Source organism: Nonomuraea glycinis (assembly GCF_014646515.1).
Taxonomy (GTDB): domain Bacteria; phylum Actinomycetota; class Actinomycetes; order Streptosporangiales; family Streptosporangiaceae; genus Nonomuraea; species Nonomuraea glycinis.
Genome location: NZ_BMNK01000015.1, coordinates 134270 through 151358, shown reverse-complemented (window position 1 = coordinate 151358; position 17089 = coordinate 134270). Strand labels below are relative to the sequence as shown.

The 17089-nt window shown below is 69.6% G+C and carries 21 protein-coding genes and 1 pseudogene; 10 read left to right on the top strand and 12 right to left on the bottom strand.

The window, feature by feature from the left end; all coding sequences use genetic code 11:
• Nucleotides 1–245 precede the first annotated feature (245 nt).
• Entirely contained in the window at nucleotides 246–725 is a 480-nt protein-coding gene (locus IEY87_RS33575; protein ID WP_189142861.1) for a MarR family winged helix-turn-helix transcriptional regulator, read from the bottom strand.
• A gap of 107 nt (nucleotides 726–832) precedes the next feature.
• Between IEY87_RS33575 and IEY87_RS33570 the strand changes: the two genes are divergently transcribed.
• Nucleotides 833–1207: a DoxX family protein gene (locus tag IEY87_RS33570; RefSeq protein WP_189142860.1), complete on the top strand. Its 375-nt coding sequence runs from the start codon at nucleotides 833–835 to the stop codon at nucleotides 1205–1207.
• A gap of 13 nt (nucleotides 1208–1220) precedes the next feature.
• Here IEY87_RS33570 and IEY87_RS33565 read toward each other — a convergent pair whose 3' ends face one another.
• The 3 genes from IEY87_RS33565 to IEY87_RS33555 all read right to left on the bottom strand — a co-directional run bounded on the left by IEY87_RS33565 (nucleotide 1221) and on the right by IEY87_RS33555 (nucleotide 3688).
• Nucleotides 1221–1544: a hypothetical protein gene (locus tag IEY87_RS33565; RefSeq protein ID WP_189142859.1), complete on the bottom strand. Its 324-nt coding sequence runs from the start codon at nucleotides 1542–1544 to the stop codon at nucleotides 1221–1223.
• Nucleotides 1545–1605: 61 nt separating this feature from the next.
• A complete protein-coding gene (locus tag IEY87_RS33560; protein WP_189142858.1) occupies nucleotides 1606–1938 on the bottom strand; it encodes a beta/gamma crystallin domain-containing protein in 333 nt (110 codons plus the stop codon).
• A 256-nt stretch (nucleotides 1939–2194) separates the two neighbouring features.
• Nucleotides 2195–3688, bottom strand: a complete 1494-nt coding sequence (locus tag IEY87_RS33555; protein ID WP_189142857.1) for a CehA/McbA family metallohydrolase domain-containing protein — start codon at nucleotides 3686–3688, stop codon at nucleotides 2195–2197.
• 261 nt (nucleotides 3689–3949) lie between these two features.
• Here IEY87_RS33555 and IEY87_RS33550 point away from each other — a divergent pair, with 261 nt between their 5' ends.
• A complete protein-coding gene (locus tag IEY87_RS33550) occupies nucleotides 3950–5293 on the top strand; it encodes an acyltransferase family protein (protein WP_189142856.1) in 1344 nt (447 codons plus the stop codon).
• A 21-nt stretch (nucleotides 5294–5314) separates the two neighbouring features.
• Here the strand turns inward: IEY87_RS33550 and IEY87_RS33545 are convergent, their stop codons facing one another.
• From IEY87_RS33545 to IEY87_RS33535, 3 genes are all read right to left on the bottom strand, one after another.
• Complete coding sequence (locus IEY87_RS33545) at nucleotides 5315–6460, bottom strand: DUF8189 domain-containing protein (protein ID WP_189142855.1); 1146 nt, start codon at nucleotides 6458–6460, stop codon at nucleotides 5315–5317.
• Nucleotides 6461–6599: 139 nt separating this feature from the next.
• Nucleotides 6600–7580 (bottom strand): CU044_5270 family protein, encoded by a 981-nt coding sequence (locus IEY87_RS33540; RefSeq protein WP_189142854.1) that lies wholly within the window; start codon nucleotides 7578–7580, stop codon nucleotides 6600–6602.
• On the bottom strand, nucleotides 7573–8163 hold the full coding sequence (locus IEY87_RS33535) for an RNA polymerase sigma factor (protein WP_189142853.1): 591 nt from the start codon (nucleotides 8161–8163) through the stop codon (nucleotides 7573–7575). The genes IEY87_RS33540 and IEY87_RS33535 overlap by 8 nt, the downstream gene beginning before the upstream one ends.
• 300 nt (nucleotides 8164–8463) lie before the next feature.
• On the opposite strand from IEY87_RS33535, the gene IEY87_RS33530 reads away from it, so the two are divergent.
• Entirely contained in the window at nucleotides 8464–8847 is a 384-nt protein-coding gene (locus IEY87_RS33530; RefSeq protein ID WP_225277421.1) for a hypothetical protein, read from the top strand.
• Nucleotides 8848–8932: 85 nt separating this feature from the next.
• Here the strand turns inward: IEY87_RS33530 and IEY87_RS33525 are convergent, their stop codons facing one another.
• Together IEY87_RS33525 and IEY87_RS33520 are read right to left on the bottom strand one after the other, a co-directional pair.
• Nucleotides 8933–10123, bottom strand: coding sequence for a hypothetical protein (locus IEY87_RS33525; protein WP_189142852.1), 1191 nt, complete (start codon nucleotides 10121–10123; stop codon nucleotides 8933–8935).
• Complete coding sequence (locus IEY87_RS33520) at nucleotides 10120–10653, bottom strand: SigE family RNA polymerase sigma factor (RefSeq protein WP_225277422.1); 534 nt, start codon at nucleotides 10651–10653, stop codon at nucleotides 10120–10122. Before IEY87_RS33520 ends, IEY87_RS33525 begins: the two co-directional genes overlap by 4 nt.
• A 181-nt stretch (nucleotides 10654–10834) precedes the next feature.
• On the opposite strand from IEY87_RS33520, the gene IEY87_RS33515 reads away from it, so the two are divergent.
• Both IEY87_RS33515 and IEY87_RS33510 read left to right on the top strand, forming a co-directional pair.
• On the top strand, nucleotides 10835–11782 hold the full coding sequence (locus IEY87_RS33515) for a C40 family peptidase (protein WP_189142851.1): 948 nt from the start codon (nucleotides 10835–10837) through the stop codon (nucleotides 11780–11782).
• A 119-nt stretch (nucleotides 11783–11901) separates the two neighbouring features.
• Nucleotides 11902–12741: an alpha/beta fold hydrolase gene (locus IEY87_RS33510; protein WP_189142850.1), complete on the top strand. Its 840-nt coding sequence runs from the start codon at nucleotides 11902–11904 to the stop codon at nucleotides 12739–12741.
• Between the two features lie 48 nt (nucleotides 12742–12789).
• On the opposite strand, the gene IEY87_RS33505 is transcribed toward IEY87_RS33510, so the two are convergent.
• Both IEY87_RS33505 and IEY87_RS33500 read right to left on the bottom strand, forming a co-directional pair.
• Nucleotides 12790–13416, bottom strand: a complete 627-nt coding sequence (locus IEY87_RS33505; RefSeq protein ID WP_189142849.1) for a hypothetical protein — start codon at nucleotides 13414–13416, stop codon at nucleotides 12790–12792.
• A 40-nt stretch (nucleotides 13417–13456) separates the two neighbouring features.
• Nucleotides 13457–13945: a TOBE domain-containing protein gene (locus IEY87_RS33500; protein ID WP_225277423.1), complete on the bottom strand. Its 489-nt coding sequence runs from the start codon at nucleotides 13943–13945 to the stop codon at nucleotides 13457–13459.
• Between the two features lie 89 nt (nucleotides 13946–14034).
• On the opposite strand from IEY87_RS33500, the gene IEY87_RS33495 reads away from it, so the two are divergent.
• The 3 genes and pseudogenes from IEY87_RS33495 (at nucleotide 14035) to IEY87_RS33485 (ending at nucleotide 15361) form a co-directional block, all read left to right on the top strand.
• The gene (locus IEY87_RS33495) at nucleotides 14035–14445 is read left to right on the top strand and encodes a VOC family protein (protein WP_189142848.1); all 411 of its coding nucleotides are present in this window, start codon (nucleotides 14035–14037) and stop codon (nucleotides 14443–14445) included.
• Nucleotide 14446: 1 nt separating this feature from the next.
• Nucleotides 14447–14674: pseudogene (locus IEY87_RS33490) on the top strand (AraC family transcriptional regulator); the annotation flags it as partial.
• A gap of 192 nt (nucleotides 14675–14866) precedes the next feature.
• Nucleotides 14867–15361 carry a hypothetical protein gene (locus IEY87_RS33485; protein WP_189142847.1) on the top strand — a complete coding sequence of 165 codons (495 nt, stop codon included), beginning with the start codon at nucleotides 14867–14869 and terminating at the stop codon, nucleotides 15359–15361.
• A 57-nt stretch (nucleotides 15362–15418) separates the two neighbouring features.
• On the opposite strand, the gene IEY87_RS33480 is transcribed toward IEY87_RS33485, so the two are convergent.
• Nucleotides 15419–16084, bottom strand: coding sequence for a hypothetical protein (locus tag IEY87_RS33480; protein ID WP_189142846.1), 666 nt, complete (start codon nucleotides 16082–16084; stop codon nucleotides 15419–15421).
• Between the two features lie 41 nt (nucleotides 16085–16125).
• Here IEY87_RS33480 and IEY87_RS33475 point away from each other — a divergent pair, with 41 nt between their 5' ends.
• Together IEY87_RS33475 and IEY87_RS33470 are read left to right on the top strand one after the other, a co-directional pair.
• Nucleotides 16126–16629 (top strand): DinB family protein, encoded by a 504-nt coding sequence (locus tag IEY87_RS33475; protein WP_189142845.1) that lies wholly within the window; start codon nucleotides 16126–16128, stop codon nucleotides 16627–16629.
• Between the two features lie 16 nt (nucleotides 16630–16645).
• The gene (locus IEY87_RS33470; RefSeq protein WP_189142844.1) at nucleotides 16646–17059 is read left to right on the top strand and encodes a nuclear transport factor 2 family protein; all 414 of its coding nucleotides are present in this window, start codon (nucleotides 16646–16648) and stop codon (nucleotides 17057–17059) included.
• Nucleotides 17060–17089 lie beyond the last annotated feature (30 nt).

The window sequence follows — 17089 nt, the reverse complement described above, 5'->3', positions numbered from 1 at the left end:
CGGGGAGCAATGATCTGAAACGCGGCTGTCGAAGTGACGGCCAGCCCTGCGACAAGCAGCATGATCTTGCCTGCCCGCCCGTAGTAGAGCATCTTCCAGCCGAACACTTCCATGTCCGTGGTCTGCCGCCCGTCCCACCATGCGGCGACGACGTTCAAGAGACACGGTCCCATCTGACGGCGGAGCCCGAGGTCGTCGCGCAATTCGGGAGGTACCGGTACGGAGCCGCCCGCCGCACGGGCCGATCAGCCGGTGCAGGTGCCGCCGGGGTCGATGGCGTGGTTGATGCGCCGGGTGATCTCGGTGAGCTGGCGGAGCTGGGTCCTGGTCAGGGGATCGACGACCAGGGCGCGGACCGCCTCGACATGGCCGGGGGCACTGGCCACGACCTTGTCCCAGCCGTCGTCGGTCAGGACCGCCAGGGTGTAGCGGCCGTCGGCCGGATCGGGCGTGCGGTGCACCCAGCCGCGCTTCTCCAGCCGGGAGATCACATGGGACAGCCGCGACAGCGACCCGTCGGACATCTGGGCCAGCTCGCTCATGCGCAGGGTGCGCTCGGCGCTCATCGACAGCCCGGACAGCACCTGATATTCGAAGTGGCTGATGCCCGCATCGCGCTGCAGTTGGGCGTCCAGGGCGGCCGGCAGCCGGACCATCGCGCTGACCAGGCCCAGCCAGGCCAGCTTTTCCTCCTCGGTCAGCCAGCGGGGCGATGGTGAGTCCATGCCCCCACGATATCTTGACGCAGCACGCTGGTTCACTTGACGCTTCAACTCAGCGTCCCTACATTGGACTTGAATCTTCAAGTTACTTATTGTGAGGAACCCCCCTGATGAACATCGCCCTGTGGATCGTCGCCGGCCTGCTCGCCCTCCTTTTCCTCGGCGCCGGCGCGATGAAGCTCACCCAGCCCAAGGCCAAGCTCGCCGCCTCCGGCCTGAGCTGGACCGAGGACTTCTCCGACAACACCGTCAAGGTGATCGGCGGCCTGGAGGCGCTGGCCGGGCTCGGGCTGATCCTTCCCGCGGCGCTCGGCATCCTCCCCGTCCTCACACCGCTGGCGGCCACCGGCCTGGTCCTGGTCATGATCGGGGCCGCGATCACCCACGTCCGCCGCAAGGAGTACCCGGTGATCGCCGCCAACGTGGTGCTGCTCGTCGCGGCCGCGTTCGTGGCCTGGGGCCGTTTCGGCCCCTACGCCTTCTGACCCACCCCGCGCGTCAGAGGGCGGCGACCCATGCGCTGGTGATGTGACAGCCATTGGCGCTGCCGCTGACCCTGGACTCGGGTCCGGGAGCGTTCACTGACTTGCTCACCACAGGGCCGTGGATCTCGCGCGTGTAGGGCCAGTGCGCCGAGGCGCACGAAACGCGCACCTGATAGGGGCCGAATCCGGCTTCGCAGAGGCCGACGCCCACGTTCTGCTCGATATAGGACCGGCAGTTCCATACCTCGGCGTGCGCGGGTGCGGCGCCGACCATGACCCCGGATGACACGACCATGGCCATCGAGGCGCCGATCATCGCCTTTTTGACGATTTTCATCTCTTCCTCTCGTGGCAAAGCCCTTTGAATTCCGTACGCGAAAGGTCGCGGGAATCCACGACTAGTAGATGGTGATGTCTTCGACCGTGACCGGGTGGTCCCAGAAACCCTGAGAATCCCATCTGTCCAGGGTGACGCTTCCCCAGCCGCCTCGATCGTTGTATCTGACCATTACTCTGTTGTTGCCGGCGAAGACGAAGTTGACGTTCGTGATGTAGACGTCGAGGTAACCCGCATTGGCGAAGCAGTGCACCGCGTCGCTGTTGTAGATTCGCATGAATCCGTCTTGGTTGCAGGCCACCGCATTGGCCGCCAGGGCCGGCGTGGCGGTGACGCCTACCAGGCCGAGCGAGATGACTGAGGCGGAGAGAGCGGACACAAGTGCCTTGCGCATACGACTCCCATCGAACGGACCGCCTGAGCGGTCGTCGTTACTGTTGCCTCGACATTACAGACGGAGTCGTTGTCGCTGACCTGTGTTATCTGCCAACCATCGCTTACATCCTGCCATTCATTGACGCGATCAAAGGGCGCCGGCTGAATGCTCCGGAATCCCCGATGTCCACGTTGCCGAACCGGGCTGGTGACAGATGCACCGGTCACCAGCCCGGCCTATGGGTGGGGCCTCCTGGACGAGGTCCTGAGGTCGGCTAGCGAACGGAGACGAAAATGGGGTTGGAGTAGAACCACAGGTCTTCCCACGGACTCTCCAGACCGTCGGCCTGCGGCTCCATCTCGTCGGTGCCGGTGCCGCGCACCCGCAGGTAACTGTCCTGGCCCACGTCACGCAGGGTGTGCGTGATGACGTGGTCGTGGCCCTGCCGGCGCCAGTCGCCCGGGCCGAACCGCGCCACCACCTTGGTCGTGGGGTTGGTGGCGGCATCGAGGTCGGCCTGTACGCCGGTGACCTGACCGACGATCAGGTCGACCCGCCGCACCTGCGGGCGGTCGCCGTTGCCGTTCTTCCCGTCGAGCGGGCGGAACCGGATCTCGACCTCGACGTCCGTGCGGTTGCGACGCTCGACGACGAGCGTCTCGCTCACCGTGGCCCGGCGGCCCCGGTTGCTCGCGGTGACGTCGAGAGCGGTGATCAGGTCGCCGGTGGTGACGAAGATCCGGCCGTTGCGCAGGGCGTCCATGACATCGCCGTAGTCCTGCCGCGCCGCCACGTAGGTCTTGCTGTACTCACCCGGCCAGAAGTCCGAGCCGCCGCGCGTCCAGTGCACGTGCGAGTCGGAGGTGGCGGTGATCCACCAGTGCCGCCCCTCGCCCAGCAGCGAGTCCCACAGGCCGCCGACCCGGGCCGTCATCTGGTCGAACCCGCCATAGGTCGGGTGGTTGCCGTACCCGCCACGGGCGCCGCCCCTCAGCGGGCCCGCCTGGTGACCTGGGGAGCCCTCGAAACCGACGTAGATGTCGGGGGCGGCGTTGTTGCCGTTACGGAACTCGCGCGGGGTGTCCTGACCCCACACGCCCAGGCCGGTCGCCGACCGGGCCGCGTGGTGGGCGATCACCAGCGGCTTCTGCCGCATGTCGCGGGCGGCCTTGAGGAACTCCACCATCTTGGCCTCGGTGTCCCGGCCCAGGTCGGCGGGGAAGGCGTCGTGCTTGGCGAAGCGGCTCTCCAGCTCGAACAACTGCTGCGCCTCGTCGGCGTGGTGCGGGATCATCAGGGTGTGGTGGTCCAGCGCCGGGGCGTCGAACTCCATGCCCCAGAACTGCAGCACCTCCGGCACGAGCACGCGCGAGCGCAGCAGGTCAGGGTAGGCCTGCTCCAGGTTCACCTTCGAATGCGTCGGCCCGCCGTGGTCGGTGCACATCGCCCACGTCAAGCCGAAGTGCTTCGCCATGATCGCGTTGGTGACGATCGGGTAGACCGCGTCCGCGCCCTTGTGGAAGGTCGGCGGGTTGGTCTTGGTGTCGAACTCGCCGCTGTACTCGGAGTGGATGTGGTGGTCGCCGGCACGCCACATGCGTCCCTTGCCGCCGCCGTTGCCGAACTTGCGCTCGTCGTCCGCCTGCGCCGGCGTGCCGCCCAGCAGAGGGGCGGCCGCGGCCAGCGTCGCGCCGACACCGGCGTACTTGACCAGCCGGCGCCGTGAAAGCCCGGAGTGCTCGGACTCCTCAGCCTTCTTGTTCTTCACAGTGATGCCTTTCGTGCTGCCGTGAGGGAGGGGGCTAACCGGCGAGTGTTCAGGGGATCGCTGAACGCACCATGAACGGCAAAGGGGACAATGAAGAACAAAATCCACCAAAGGGCAGCAACGGCGGCCAGGTGATCGCCGCTCCTGGTGGGGTACGGGGGTCAGTGGGACCGTACGGCCTAGAACGGCAGCGCCTTAGGGCACGCAGGAGCCAAGGGTCGCTCCAAGCTTTTGTTCAGGTTGATATCTTATCGTGACCCGATGTTTATCAACTTGGTCTCACGAGAGGGCGCGGCCGGGCTGCGCACCGCGGCCCAGCCACAGCGGCCTCCGCCGGCCCCCCGGCAGGCCTGGCTGGACGCCCTGCGAGGTGTCGCCGTGCTCGTCGTGGTCTTCGAGCACCTGCTGGACCCCCTGTTTCCCGAGGTGCGGGCGAACATCAGCCCATGGTTCAACTTCGGGCAGTACGGCGTCATGCTGTTCTTCCTCGTCAGCGGCTACGTGGTGCCGGTCTCGCTCGAACGGCGCGGCAACGTCGCCGAGTTCTGGATCAACCGATTGTTCCGCCTCTACCCCTTGTGGATCGTCACGGCGATCATCGGCACCGCCTTCGGCCTCATGCAGGTGTACGCGTCCCTGCCCGGCCAGTTGAGTGACCGTCCGGTCGTGGCCACGATCGCGCACCTGACGATGGTGCAGGATCTTCTCCAGGTGGTCAGCGTGGTCAATGTGTTCTGGACGTTGTCGTACGAGATGGTGTTCTACCTGCTGGTGACCGCGATGTTCGTCTTCGGGTGGCAGCGCGCGAGCGCCGGCACCGCGCTCACCTTCGCGACGGCGGGCGTGCTCGTCGGTGGGGTGCTGCCGGCCGGCGCGCTGTCGAGCGGTCTCGGCGGTGACGCCGTCGTGCTGATCGCGGGCGTCGTGCTGGCGGTGGGGATGGCCGCGATCCTCGGTGGCGGTCATCGCGTACGGCTGTGCGGCGCGGCCGCCGTGGCGGTCCTGGTCGTCGTGCTGCTGGGGGGCAACAGCCGGATCGGGGCCTGGCAGAGCCTGGCCATCGTGGCCACCATGTTCGCCGGCACCGCGCTCTATCGGCTGGACCAGGGGCAGGTCGACCGGGCCAGGACGGGCTGGGCGATCGCCCTGGTGCCCGTCGCGGCCATCACCGCCGCCGTCTGCTTCGGGCCTGGGTGGGGGATGTCCGCCCAGGAGGCGCTGGAGTTCACCTGGAGCTGGTCCACCGCCGTCGCGGCGGCCTGGGTGACCTTCCTGATCGGCCGCCTGCTGCGGTCCGCCTCTTTTCCTGACGCTCTCGTACAACTCGGACTGATCAGTTACGCGGTCTACCTGCTGCACCCCCTCGCGATCCAGGTGCTGCGGCGGTTCGTCACCGACGGCTCCCCGATCGCCTGGCCGGAACGGCTGCTGTGGGGTGCGGTGCTGCTGGGAGCGGTGCTCGTCTGCGCCACCGTGAGCTACCGGTTCATCGAGCGACCGGCCCAGCGGCTCGGCCGCCGCCTGGCCCACGCGGCCGCACGTGATCCAAGGGCCCCGCGGCAGGGGACGGAGCCGCTGGTGGACTGGCGGCCGCCCGCGCCCTGAGGGGACGCGGGCGACCGTTGCTCAGCTGACGGGCGGCCCCGCGATCGGGGTGTAGCCGCCGAACTTGTGCGGCGGCAGGACACTGGGCATGGGCTCCACGTTCAGGCCCAGGGATCCGCCCGCGAGACGGGCAAGCAGGAACCCGGTGCCCGGCGCGTTGGGACCGGTGCCGAACGCCGCCGGGTTGCCGGTGACCGTGCCGTCGATCCGTTCGAAGCCGCGGTAGACCGCATCGGGAGAGGTCGCCTTGTTGACGTACAGGGCGTTGTCGGTGCCCCGGACGTAGAGGGCGGCGACGTTGGGCTGGGCGCTGTAGGCGATGTCGCTGGTGACGGTGCCGCCGAGGGACTTCCAGGTGTACGGAAGGGTGAACAGGTTGAGCGTCCAGAGGGCGTTGTCCGCGCCCCGGGCGGCGATGAAGCCGCCGCCGAAGATGGCGTCCTCGGCGACGGCGATGTTGCTGCTGACCTGCAGGTCGCCGAGCGGCTCGAAGCCGGTGGCGCCGCCGGTGGTCACCCTGTTGACGTAGACGCGGTGGTCGGCCCCCCGGACGAACACCCGGACGGTGTCGTTCGGGAAGGCGAAGGTGCGGGCGGCGGTGATGTCGCTGGTGGCGGTGCCGCCGAGGCTGCTCCAGCCACTCCACGCGCCGCTGTTGAGGGTGTTGGCCCACACGGCGCCGTCCGCGCCGCGGGCGAAGATCCGAAGGCTGCCCGCCGGTGCGAGGTTGGGCACGATCGCCTCGACGTCGCCGGTGACCGTCAGGCCGGGCACCGTCGAGTAGCCGGAGACGGCGCCGGACGGGGTGATCGTGTTGGTGTACACCTGGTCGTCGGTGCCACGGACGAAGAAGTGGGTGCCGGTGGAGGTCACCACCACCGACGGGTCGCCGACGATCACTCCGCCGAGCGACTGGAGAGGGCCGAAGGCAGCGCCCGAGCGGGCGCCGTACAGCAGCGAGCCGTCGGCGCCGCGGACCGCGACGCCGGTCGCGGTGGGCTGGAAGGAGCGGTCGTAGGCCACGGCGGGGGTGCCGAGGTCGGGCAGGTCGGCGGCGTAGGGCGGCGGCGCGGCGGAGGCGGAGGACGCGGGCGCCAGAACGCCTACGGCGACGGCCAGGACGACGCCTGCTGTCAGGGTCCTGCGTAACCAGTGGGGCCGAGTCATCGAAGTCCCTTCGTGGAGAGGTAACCTCCATTCGTTACCGGACCGTACGCGGATCACTGACAGCGTGAAAAAATCGTGGTCATCCCTCGGCGGGGCCCGAGCGCACACTGAAGACGCGGGAACACCGCCCTGCCCGCGCTCAGCCCCGCCGGCCGGGACGGTCGACGATCGCCGACGACAGCAGGGCCCTGCTCCAGACCGTCCCCTTGCGGGCGATGGGCTCGTCCCGGCCGGGCCGCACCTCATCGCGCAGCCAGACCATCCGGCTGCCCAGGTAGCGGTAGGTGACCGGATCCAGGATCTTGTACTCGCGGGTGGGCCACGCATTGTCGGCAAGCTCCAGCCAGACGCCCAGCCCGCTGCGGCCGGCGGCGTCGCTCACACCCTGCTCGATCCGGACGCCGGGAATGAGCGTCAGGGCGCGGAACATGGCCGCCTCCAGTCGCGGTGGCATGGTGCCGTACTTGCTCAGGTAGAGCATGATCACGTTGTAGGCACGGATGTTGGCAGGTGCGACGGTGTGGGGAACGCCCTCCTCGCGTGCCCCCCTGATCCAGTGGCGATCGCCAGTGACCTTGGCCAGCAGCTTCCTCGGGTCGGTCGGCAGCTCACGGAGCTTGGCGTCGTACTGCTGCGGCGTCAGGTCGTCATCGCCGGGATCCAGAGGATTGCTCTCGGGACTGACGCGCAGTTCACCGTCCTCGCCGAAGTGGGCGGCCTGCATGCCGTCGTAGCGCAGCCAGCTCTCGCGGGTCCTGACCGTGTCCGAGTTCGGCTGCTTGTCCAGGGTCTTGGTGTAGTGCCACTGCTTCGGCGAAGGCACCTGGGCGCCCCTCCGCCTGCCGGCCACCTCGGCGGCGTCGGCCAGCACCACGCTGGAGTCGAGCCGGACGACCGGCGGCGTGCTCTCCGGGCCTGGGGTGGGCGGTTGCGGCCACAGCGTGGTCACGGCGAGCGCGGCGGCGGACCCCAGGGCCCCGATCACGAGCAGGCGGCGCCCCAGTGCCCGCCCGCGCCCCCGGATCCGCGTCAGCAGCCGCCGCCGCCCGGAGATGATCCACTCCTGGCCCGGCTCGGGGACCTCGGCCCGCCACTCGCGCAGCGATCGCAGGTCATCCATCGAAAGACTCCTCTCGGGTCGTCGCAGGGTGGGATCCGCCGAGCGCCAGGCGGGTCCTGGCTCTGGCCCGGTGCAAGCGGGATCTGACGGTGCCGACCGGGATGTCGAGCGCGCGGGCCACGTCCTCGTACGACATGTCGGCCCAGGCGATGAGCAACAGCACCTCCCGGTCACCGGGTGACAGCTGCGCCAGAGCCGCCGCCAGCCCGGCCTGCTGCGCGGCGACCCGGTCGTCGACGCGCTCGGCGTACGGCTCGGCGATCTCGTCGACGCCGCTGCGGACCAGCGCCCGGTAGAGCCGGACCTCCACGCGCCGGTGCCGGCTGATGAGCCGGGCGGCGATGCCGTACAACCAGGGCCGTGCGTCGGGATGGCTCGTGTCGTAGTGGCCACGGCGCCGGAAAGCGGTCAGGAAGGCGTCGGAGACGATGTCGTCGGCCAGGGAGGGGCCCAGCCGCCGGGCCACGTAACGCCGCAAGGCGGGCGCGTGTCGATCGAAGAGGTCGGCGAACGCCTCCGGGACACGCTCCGAGCGCCGGATCAGCTCGGCGTCGTCGGTTCTGCCGAATTCTTCGGCGATCACATGGTGCTCCCGTCCCTACGGAGTGGTTCGTCAGCTTTCGCCCGGACGGACAGCGCGAGTTCACGGTAGCGAAGGTGACCTGTGTCACAGAGCGGCTCGATCGACCGATCAACGCGATGAGCATAAAAGCCGTCACTACTTGTGTCCGGAAGTGGCGGCGAGGTGGACGGGTCTGGCCGAGTCCGTCCGCGCCCCTGTTGGACAGCACGACCGCACCGTTGTGCTGATGCCACGGGGAACGCGACCTCCCGGTCTCCCCGGTTCCCACCTCATGCACGAAGGACACGAAGGAGCAGCACGATGCGCAACCAGAACCGCCGGCCCTCGCTTCGCGGAACGCTCGCCGCACTCGCCGCCACCGCCACGGCCGCCGTCACCCTGTCGGCCGGAGCCGCCCTCGCCTCCACGGGGCAGCACCAGGTCAGGGCGGTGGACTGTCCGTCCGGCAACGTGTGCGTCTACCCGGACGCCACACAGAACGGCCAGCCGGCGAAGTACTACCGTTACGGGGCCTACAACCTCAGCAACGTGTTCGGCACCCGGCTCGTCATCAACAACCAGACCGGCGGAGCCGGCTTCCGCACCTGCACGGCCTACGGCGGCCAGAACTGCGGCGCCCGCCTGAACCCCGGTAGATACCTCATCAACCTCTCACCGATCAACTCCATCCTCCTGGAGCCGTAACCTCCCGGCGACCCGGTCAGGCGGCCCCGAGGGGCTCCGCCTGACCGGGCACCCGTACGATCACCGGCTTTCAGGACCGACCCACTCACCTGGGGGTGAGGACCTCTCGCCAGCCGCCGCTCTCGTCGCGGTCGGCGGAGAGCTGGGTCATTCTCGAACCGTCCACGCTGACGAGCACCAGGCCGTTGTTGAACTCGTCCTCGCACCTGCCCCCACAGCCGAGCGCGATGACGTCGTCGTCGTCCGCCCAGGCGTGCAACTGCAGCACCCTCTGGCTGCCGGCGACCTTGCCGGTCCCCACCTCGGTGATCTTCGTCGGCAGCCCGTCCGGCCCGAGCGCCAGGCGGCCGTCGGGCGAGATCGCCGACAGCCTCGACCCCCTGGGGTACCGCTGCCCCTCGGGCGCCTTCCGGGGCTCGCCGTCGAGGCTGTAGAAGACCCTGTCGGGCGTGGTCGACGTGGGCGCCCAGATCAACGTGCCGTCCAGACTCCAGTTGAGGTCCTGACGGCCGTTCGCGTTGGTGAGCCGCTCGTCGCTCTCGAGGCCGGGCAGCGGCGGCAGCTCGTGGTAGTCCACCGTGCCGCCCTCGACGTCCACGACGTAGTAGCCGGTACGCGGGCTGTGGCCGAGCGGGAACGCCTGGTCGCCCCTGCCCTGCAGGACGTCGGGATAGCTGGAGTAGGCGGTGGCCAGGATCCGCTTGCCGTCCGGGGACCAGGCGACGGACGCCACCTGATGCTCCAGGTCGATCCAGGTCAGGACCTCACGGGTGTTCAGGTCGAGCACGCCCAGCCGCCTGCTGAGCAGGTCGCCTTCGAGCACGGCCGCGACCTGCAACCCGGGGGCGACGTCCACCCAGACGTACGGGGTCCGCTCGTACCCGCCGGTACGCGGGTCGTACAGGGACCAGGTCCGCCGGATCCGCTCCCGGTCCGCCGAGAGCGCCTCCCGCCGGTTCGAGTAGTAGGCGGACACCGCCAGGCGGCCCGCGGCGATCAACCGGGCCGGCGGGCTGTTCTCCGCGTCGGCCCGCACGTCCGTCGGGGCGGGTGACGGCCGGGCCGGCAGCGTCACCCCGGTGGCCGGCAGCACGACGGGCGCGGGCCCGCGCTGGACGGAGACGAACAGGGCGATCCCCGCCACCATCGCCATCACGAGCACCGCCGCGCCGACGGGCTTCCAGACGCGCCTGCGTAGCGCCCGGTCGGCCAGGTCACGGGGCACCCTGGCCTCACCGGCCCACTCCTCCAACGTGTCACGCAGCAGTCGGGTCATCTGGTCACCTCCATGACCTGGGCCAGTTCTGGGGCGATCACGCGCAGGCGGGCCAGCGACCGGTGCACGGTGCTCCTGACCGTGCCGACGGAGCAGCCCAGCACCCGGGCGATCTCCTGCTCGGGCAGGTCCTCGAAGTACCTCAGCACCAGCATCGCGCGCTGCCGGGCGGTGAGCCTGGACAGAGCGGACCGCAGCACCAGGCGCAGCTCGCTCTGATGATGAAGGTCTCGGTCGGCCAGCTCGGGCGGGCTCGCCTGCACCACCTCACCGCGCCGTCCGCTCGCCCGCCACCGGCTGACCTGCTGCCGGTACATGATCTGCTTCACGTACGCCTCCGGCGCCTCCACCTTCCGCCACCTGGTCACCAGCTTCGCCAGCGCGGTCTGCACCAGATCCTCGGCCGCATGCTGGTCACCACCGGTGAGCAGGAAGCCGAGCCGCATCAGGGCGGGAGAGCGCGCAGAGACGAACTCGCGGAAACGCTGCTCGTCCGCGGCGTCCACGACCACCTCCAGAAGGATCGACATCACCCTTCCAGACGCTCCCGGCGCCCCCCGCTATGCGACCCGACCGAAAACTAGGGCGGTCTCCGCGTGAACTGAACGTCCTGGGGTCTGTGCGCGTACCTCCTGGCGGCAGGTCATTTCGGTCAGCTACAGGGACTTACGAGGAGGCGTGGCCGTGCCGGTGAGGCTTGGGCAGGCAGCAATGGCAGCGGTGTTGGCCCTGGCGGTGTCGGTCTCCGCCCCCGGTGCCGCCGCAGCCGACCCGTCGCCCGCCAAGGCCAGGGCCAAGCTGGTGAAGCTGAACGAGCGAGCGGACGACCTCGTGGAGAAGTTCAACCAGGCGACCGAGACCCATAAGAAGGCCGACAAGAAGTACGACACTCTCAACGCCGAGCTCAAGAGGAAGAACAAGCAGGCCGACACGCTACGCGAGGACCTCGTCGAGACGGCGGTCAGCAGTTACCGGTCGGGCCCGTCGACGGGCTTGGAGAGGCTCGTCGCCGAGGGCGATCCTGCGACGCTGCTGGGCAGCATGGCCGCCTTCGACCAGATCGCGCAGAACAGGGCGGCCAAACTGCGCGCCTTCGAGGCTGCCACCAAAGAGCTGCGCGATCGGCACGACGCCGCCCAGCAGGTGCTGGCCGAGGCCGAGCAGGCGCGCGACAAGGTGCGCGGGGAAAAGGCCAAGGTCGACAAGCTGGTCGCCGAACAGACCAAGCTCCTGCGCAGACTCGGCGCCTTCCGGACCGGCGATCCCAACAGCAAGGGCGTCGTGTACACCGGTCCCGCCTCCGGCAACGCCGGGCAGGCGCTGAGGTTCGCCTTCTCCCAGATCGGCAAGCCCTACCAGTACGGCGGTACGGGACCGGGCTCCTTTGACTGCTCCGGCCTCACCCAGGCAGCCTGGCGCAGCGCCGGGGTCAAGTTACCCCGCACCACATGGACCCAATGGAGCTGGGGCGCCGGCCGCCGGGTGCCTTTGGACGATCTGGAGCCCGGCGATCTGCTCTTCAGCAAGGGGCTGGGACACATGGGGATGTACGTGGGCAACGGAAAGATGCTCCACGCACCCCAGACCGGAGACATCGTCAAGGTGAGCGACCTCGACGGCTACTGGCGCACCCGCCTCCTCGGTGCGATCCGCCCCTGACGCGCCGTTCCTTCCTTCACCGGCCACGCCCCCCATGGTGGGTGCCTGTCGCATGAAGCCGAAGCCGAAGGGTGACGCTTGAGCCCATGCGGGCGTGATGATGTGCCAACATGACCGGTATGACGATCTTCGTCCAGGAGAGCGGCCCGGCCGACGCGCCGGCCGTGGTGCTGCTGCACGGTGTGGGCACGAGCGGCTGGATGTGGACCAGGCAGGTCTCCGCGCTGGCGACCGACCTGCGGGTCCTGGTTCCCGACCTGCCGGGACATGGGCGGAGCAACACGCTCCCATGGGTCTCGATCGCCGATACCGCCCGTCTGGTAGGCGAGATCATCGCCGCGCGGGCGCCGGCGGGCCGGGCGCACGTCGTCGGGCTTTCGCTGGGCGGCTACGTGGGGGCGCAGCTGGCCGCGACGGCTCCCGAAGTGGTCATCAGCGCGATCGTGAGCGGGGTGAACGTGCTGCCGTTCCCCAACCTGGGCACCATGCGGCTGATGGGCGCGCTGATGGCACCGGTCATGAAATGGGGGCCGATGCTGCGGGCCAACGCTCGCGCGCTCAACGTCCCCGCGGCCGACATCGACGGCTACCAGAGCGCCGCGCGCGCCACCACCCGGCAGGCCTTCCGCAAGGTCGGCGACGAAGCCCTCGGCTTCCGGCTGCCGCCCCAGGCCAAGGACGCCCCGTGCCGGATCCTGGCCGTCGCCGGCGAGAACGAACACGATCTCACCAAGCGGTCCCTGACGGCCATCGCCGGAGCCTTTCCTCAGGGTGAGGCCTGCCTGGCCCCCGGGGTGGGACACGCGTGGAGCGGCGAGAAGCCTGAGCTGTTCACCTCCATGATCCGTGCGCGGGTCACCGGCGATCAGCTGCCCGAAGAGCTCATCCCGGTGCCCACGGGAGACGGTCCCGGCCCTCATGGCGCGCCCCAGCGTCCGTCAGGCACGGAGGAGCGCTGAGAATCGTCTGCGTGACGTCGGCGGAGCCGCGCGGACGTCCATCGACGATCAGCAGACTCCGGGCAGCGCGCATACCTTCGCCGTCATCTTGGCGGCCTTGCCACGCAGGGTCTTGACGGCTCGCTTCTGCGGGTAGCCGAGGGAATCCTGATCTCCGGTGTAGAGCATCAGCGCGCGCCCCTTGCGCGCCACTAGGCCCGACGTCAGGGGCGACCATTCCTTGTTGAGCTTGTCGTACATCATGAGGTGCGTCAGCGCGGCCTCGTTCGCGAGTCGCGTGCGGCTCACCACCCACCGGGTCTTCCCATCGCCGTTCCAGCTGTACGGTTTGCCGCTCGAATCGGTCGCGCATCGCCTGGCGTCGGCCAACAGCTTGGTCATGGCCGCCTTGGCCGCCTTGGCGTTCCGGTAGATCACCAGTTGCTCGGCCGCGTACGACGGGGCGCTGGTTTCGTGGGTGATGGTGCGCGCGGCCGACCGGTCCGCCGTCGGAGCGCCCTTGCGCCCGCACGGATTCACCAGCAAAGGCGCGTTCGTCTTGTCGCTGATCTTCCACCACACCTCGTCTTTCTCGATCCCCTCCAGCGGTGTACGAGCGGTCTTCTCACTCAGCAGGAAATTCTGGGGAATCTGGACGGGGGCAAGGGCGAGAGACACTGCGAGGATGAGGATCATGCGAAGTTAGATGCCTGGCGGCTCGCCCGGGTTCACCCGATCAGTCCGGTGGGCCGGGCACCAGGTCGAGGACGCTGTCCTCGTGTGCCGGCGCGGGTGCGGGCCAGTGGTGGGCGAGTCCGGTGCAGTGGATGTCCACGGTGTCCCCTACCGCGAGGTGGGCGGTGCCGGGCAGGGTGGCGAGCACCGTCGTGCCGCCGTCCGGATCACCGGACCGGCCCTCGACGTGCAGGGTCAGCCGCCAGTCGCGCCCGTGGAAACGCAGGTCCGTGACAGTCACCCGGACGCCCGCCCGGCCGTCCGGCGCCGGGCCGAGGCCGATCTGCTCCGGGCGGACCAGCACGGTGACCGGCGTCCCCTCCCCGGAAGGGGGCTCGGCGAGGGGGATCGGGCCCAGCGCGGTGCCGGCCGTACCGGCCCGGGTGGTGCCGGGCAGGAGGTTGGCCTCGCCGACGAACCCGGCCACCCAGGAGTCGACCGGGCGGCGGTACACCGAGGTGGGCGGGCCGGACTGCACCGTAACTGCCACCAGAGGGTGGCAGCACCCCGGCGCACCTCCACAGCGTCCGTCAGGAACGGAGAAGCGCTGCTCACTGGGCCACGGCTAACGTGACGGCCATGGACATCACCATCCACACCACCGCCCTCCCGCATGACGATCCGGACGCCTCGCTGGTCTTCTACCGCGACGCCCTCGGCTTCGAGGTCCGCAGCGACGTCGGGCAGGGCAAGATGCGCTGGATCACGGTCGGTCCCGCCGACCAGCCCGGCACGTCCATCCTCCTGGCGCCGCCGGCCGCCGACCCCGGCATCACCGAGGACGAGCGCCGCACCATCCTCGAGATGATGGCCAAGGGCACCTACGGCTGGATCCTGCTGGCCACCCGAGACCTCGACGCCACCTTCGAGCGGGTACGGGCCGGCGCGGGCGAGGTCGTCCAGGAGCCGACCGAGCAGCCGTACGGCATCCGCGACTGCGCCTTCCGCGATCCTGCGGGCAACCTGATCCGCATCCAGGAGCTGCGCTGACATGTGCCATCCCGCATGGGCGCGCGCCCTCACCGCAGCGCACCACCTGAACGAACTCGCCCGGCTGCGCCGCGTCCGCGACCGGATCGACCGGGAGTACGCCCAGCCGCTGGACGTCGTGGCGCTCGCCCGCGGCGCGGGCATGCCACCGGGGCACCTCAGCCGCCAGTTCCGGCTCGCCTACGGCCAGTCGCCGTACGCCTATGTGATGGCGCGGCGCAGCGAGCGCGACGGCTCTGCGGCTCTTGCCGCACATCTCTCCCAATTGGGGTGCAACCACGACTAAAGCGGCCTGCAGGCAGGCGCATAGGCGGCGTAAGTGGCTGGCAGGCGGGTGCGTCTATCAATGGTGATGCACACCCCGAAAAGCACAAGAGGACCTTGGGGGCCACCCAGAAGTCCTCACCCTCAAGGAGTCATCATGCGTCGCTCGATTCGTACCCTGCTCACCCTCGCCGCCGCCACCGCCGCCACCGCCGTGGTCGTCGCCGCCCCCGCCGCCGCCTCCACCGACCCCGACCCGCAGCCGCTGGTCGCCGGCCCGACCGTGCAGAGCTGGGGACCGCACTACTCCAGCAACTTCAGGGCCAAGGCCGAGGGCACCACGCGGGTCCACTGGAACCCCTCCCACACGTCCAACAACGTCCGGGTCCAGGGCCGGCTGTACGACCTGGACTTCCGCACCCTCGCCCAGGGCGGCAAGTGCGCCTTCGTCCAGATCAGGGTCCACCACATCTACCAGCCGAACTGGAAGTGGGACAACGGCCAGTCCTACAAGCTGTGCAACGCCGGCACCGTGAAGCACTTCACCTCCTGGAACCACAACGTGGACAAGGTCCGCATCCGGGTCAGCCAGGTCGGCCAGTACAGCGACAACGTCGTCAGGCAGGGCGACTGGCACCAGGTCAACATCTGATCAGCACCCCGCACGAAGGCCCGCTCGCCTGAACCGCGAGCGGGCCTTCACGCATGCTCAGGAGAAGCGCTCGATCGTCACCGGGATCAGCCCCTCGGCCCGCATCACCACGGTCAGCTCGCGCAGCAGCGGCCTGACGGCGGCGTCGGACCCGCTCCCCAACCGGGCGGTCACATCCAGGCACCAAGCCGTGCCGGGGCCGATCCGGCGTACGTCCCAGGTGAACCAGTCGCCGGCCACCCGCGACTCGGCCGTGCCGACGACGCGCTCCCGGGGATCGGCGAGCGCCATACGCCAGACCTCCCGCAGCCGCGGCAGGCTGTCCTGGCCCAGGTCGCCGGCGAACAGCACGCGGTAGACCCGTACCTCATGAAAGCCGTCGGGGGGCTGCGGCGAGGTGAGCACCAGCGGCGGCGAGCCGGCCAGTGGCAGCCGGTCGTGGAAGAAGGTGCGCAGCGTCGCCTCGTCGGGCAGCTCGGCTCCGGCGAGCCGGCGGTAGACGCTCTCGGCTTCGCGACGACGCACCGCGACGACCCGCCCGCGCAGCCCGGCGTCGGTGCGCAGCTCGCGCGCGTACGCGGCCGAACTCCACCAGCCACCCCCGTCTGCACGCCAGCCGGCGCTGTCCAGACCGGTCGCGGTGCCGTCGCCGGCGAGCACGAGCTCCTCGACGAGGATCCCGTCCGCCTCGGGCAGGAGGATGTAGTCCAGAAATCCCGGCATGCCGGAAACCTTAACCCGTCGAGGGCGAGTAGGTTTTCGGCATGGACGACCGGATCCCTCCCCTTTACGACGGCGACGAGCGAGCCATCCTCTACAGCTGGCTCGACTGGCATCGCGGGACTCTCGCGGCCAAGTGCGCCGGACTGTCGGAGGAGCAGCTGCGCCGCCGCGCCGTGCCGCCGTCGGGCATGTCCCTGCTCGGGCTGGTACGGCACATGGCGCACGTGGAGCGGGCCTGGTTCCGCCGGATGCTGGACGACGAGGACGTGCCCCTGCTGTACGACAAGGAGCAGCGGCAGGACGCCGACTTCGAGGAGGTCGACGGCGCGTCGGCCGGCGAGGCCATCGCCATCTGGCAGGAGGAGATCGGGCGGGCGCGCAAGGTGTCGGCCGGGCTGCCGCTGGACGCGGTCGCCAAGCGGCAGCGCGACGGCCACGACGTGTCCCACCGGCGGATTCTGGTGCACGTCATCCAGGAGTACGCCCGCCACAACGGCCACGCCGACCTGCTGCGCGAGCGAATCGATGGCAGGACCGGCGAATAGAGCACATGATCGGCGGATGGACCGTCTGCAGATCGTCGACGTGCTGGCCCGCTACACCTACGCCATCGACTCGGGGCGGTGGGACGACCTCGACGAGGTGTTCACGCCCGACGCGGTGATCGACTACCGCTCGGCGGGCGGCATCCGGGGGACGCTGCCGGAGGTCAAGTCCTGGCTGGCCACCGTGCTGTCCCACTGGCCGGGGCGGCTGCACCTGGTGGGCGCCGCCGTGATCAGCTTCGAGGACGGCCAGGCCGTCGTGCACGCGCCGTTCACCGACACCCTCGCGCCGTCGCGGGAGCTGATCCCGGCCGAGACCAAGGGCCTGTTACAGGGCGGCGGCTGGTACCACCACCGGATGGTGCGCGCCGGGGACGGCTGGCGCAGCCGGGAGCTGGTGGAGGAGCAGACCTGGCGCACCGCCCGCTAGAACCGCCCCCGCGGAACCGTGCGGGAGAAC

Excerpts from the sequence above, each read along its gene's own strand:
- IEY87_RS33505 (WP_189142849.1), bottom strand. The coding sequence starts at position 13,416 with ATGATCCTCATCCTCGCAGTGTCTCTCGCCCTTGCCCCCGTCCAGATT.
- IEY87_RS33530 (WP_225277421.1), top strand. The coding sequence starts at position 8,464 with ATGCGCAACCAGAACCGCCGGCCCTCGCTTCGCGGAACGCTCGCCGCA.
- IEY87_RS33480 (WP_189142846.1), bottom strand. The coding sequence starts at position 16,084 with ATGCCGGGATTTCTGGACTACATCCTCCTGCCCGAGGCGGACGGGATC.
- IEY87_RS33550 (WP_189142856.1), top strand. The coding sequence starts at position 3,950 with ATGTTTATCAACTTGGTCTCACGAGAGGGCGCGGCCGGGCTGCGCACC.
- IEY87_RS33475 (WP_189142845.1), top strand. The coding sequence starts at position 16,126 with ATGGACGACCGGATCCCTCCCCTTTACGACGGCGACGAGCGAGCCATC.
- IEY87_RS33520 (WP_225277422.1), bottom strand. The coding sequence starts at position 10,653 with ATGTCGATCCTTCTGGAGGTGGTCGTGGACGCCGCGGACGAGCAGCGT.
- IEY87_RS33495 (WP_189142848.1), top strand. The coding sequence starts at position 14,035 with ATGGACATCACCATCCACACCACCGCCCTCCCGCATGACGATCCGGAC.
- IEY87_RS33470 (WP_189142844.1), top strand. The coding sequence starts at position 16,646 with ATGGACCGTCTGCAGATCGTCGACGTGCTGGCCCGCTACACCTACGCC.
- IEY87_RS33570 (WP_189142860.1), top strand. The coding sequence starts at position 833 with ATGAACATCGCCCTGTGGATCGTCGCCGGCCTGCTCGCCCTCCTTTTC.
- IEY87_RS33575 (WP_189142861.1), bottom strand. The coding sequence starts at position 725 with ATGGACTCACCATCGCCCCGCTGGCTGACCGAGGAGGAAAAGCTGGCC.
- IEY87_RS33545 (WP_189142855.1), bottom strand. The coding sequence starts at position 6,460 with ATGACTCGGCCCCACTGGTTACGCAGGACCCTGACAGCAGGCGTCGTC.
- IEY87_RS33560 (WP_189142858.1), bottom strand. The coding sequence starts at position 1,938 with ATGCGCAAGGCACTTGTGTCCGCTCTCTCCGCCTCAGTCATCTCGCTC.
- IEY87_RS33510 (WP_189142850.1), top strand. The coding sequence starts at position 11,902 with ATGACGATCTTCGTCCAGGAGAGCGGCCCGGCCGACGCGCCGGCCGTG.
- IEY87_RS33485 (WP_189142847.1), top strand. The coding sequence starts at position 14,867 with ATGCGTCGCTCGATTCGTACCCTGCTCACCCTCGCCGCCGCCACCGCC.
- IEY87_RS33515 (WP_189142851.1), top strand. The coding sequence starts at position 10,835 with ATGGCAGCGGTGTTGGCCCTGGCGGTGTCGGTCTCCGCCCCCGGTGCC.
- IEY87_RS33525 (WP_189142852.1), bottom strand. The coding sequence starts at position 10,123 with ATGACCCGACTGCTGCGTGACACGTTGGAGGAGTGGGCCGGTGAGGCC.
- IEY87_RS33540 (WP_189142854.1), bottom strand. The coding sequence starts at position 7,580 with ATGGATGACCTGCGATCGCTGCGCGAGTGGCGGGCCGAGGTCCCCGAG.
- IEY87_RS33565 (WP_189142859.1), bottom strand. The coding sequence starts at position 1,544 with ATGAAAATCGTCAAAAAGGCGATGATCGGCGCCTCGATGGCCATGGTC.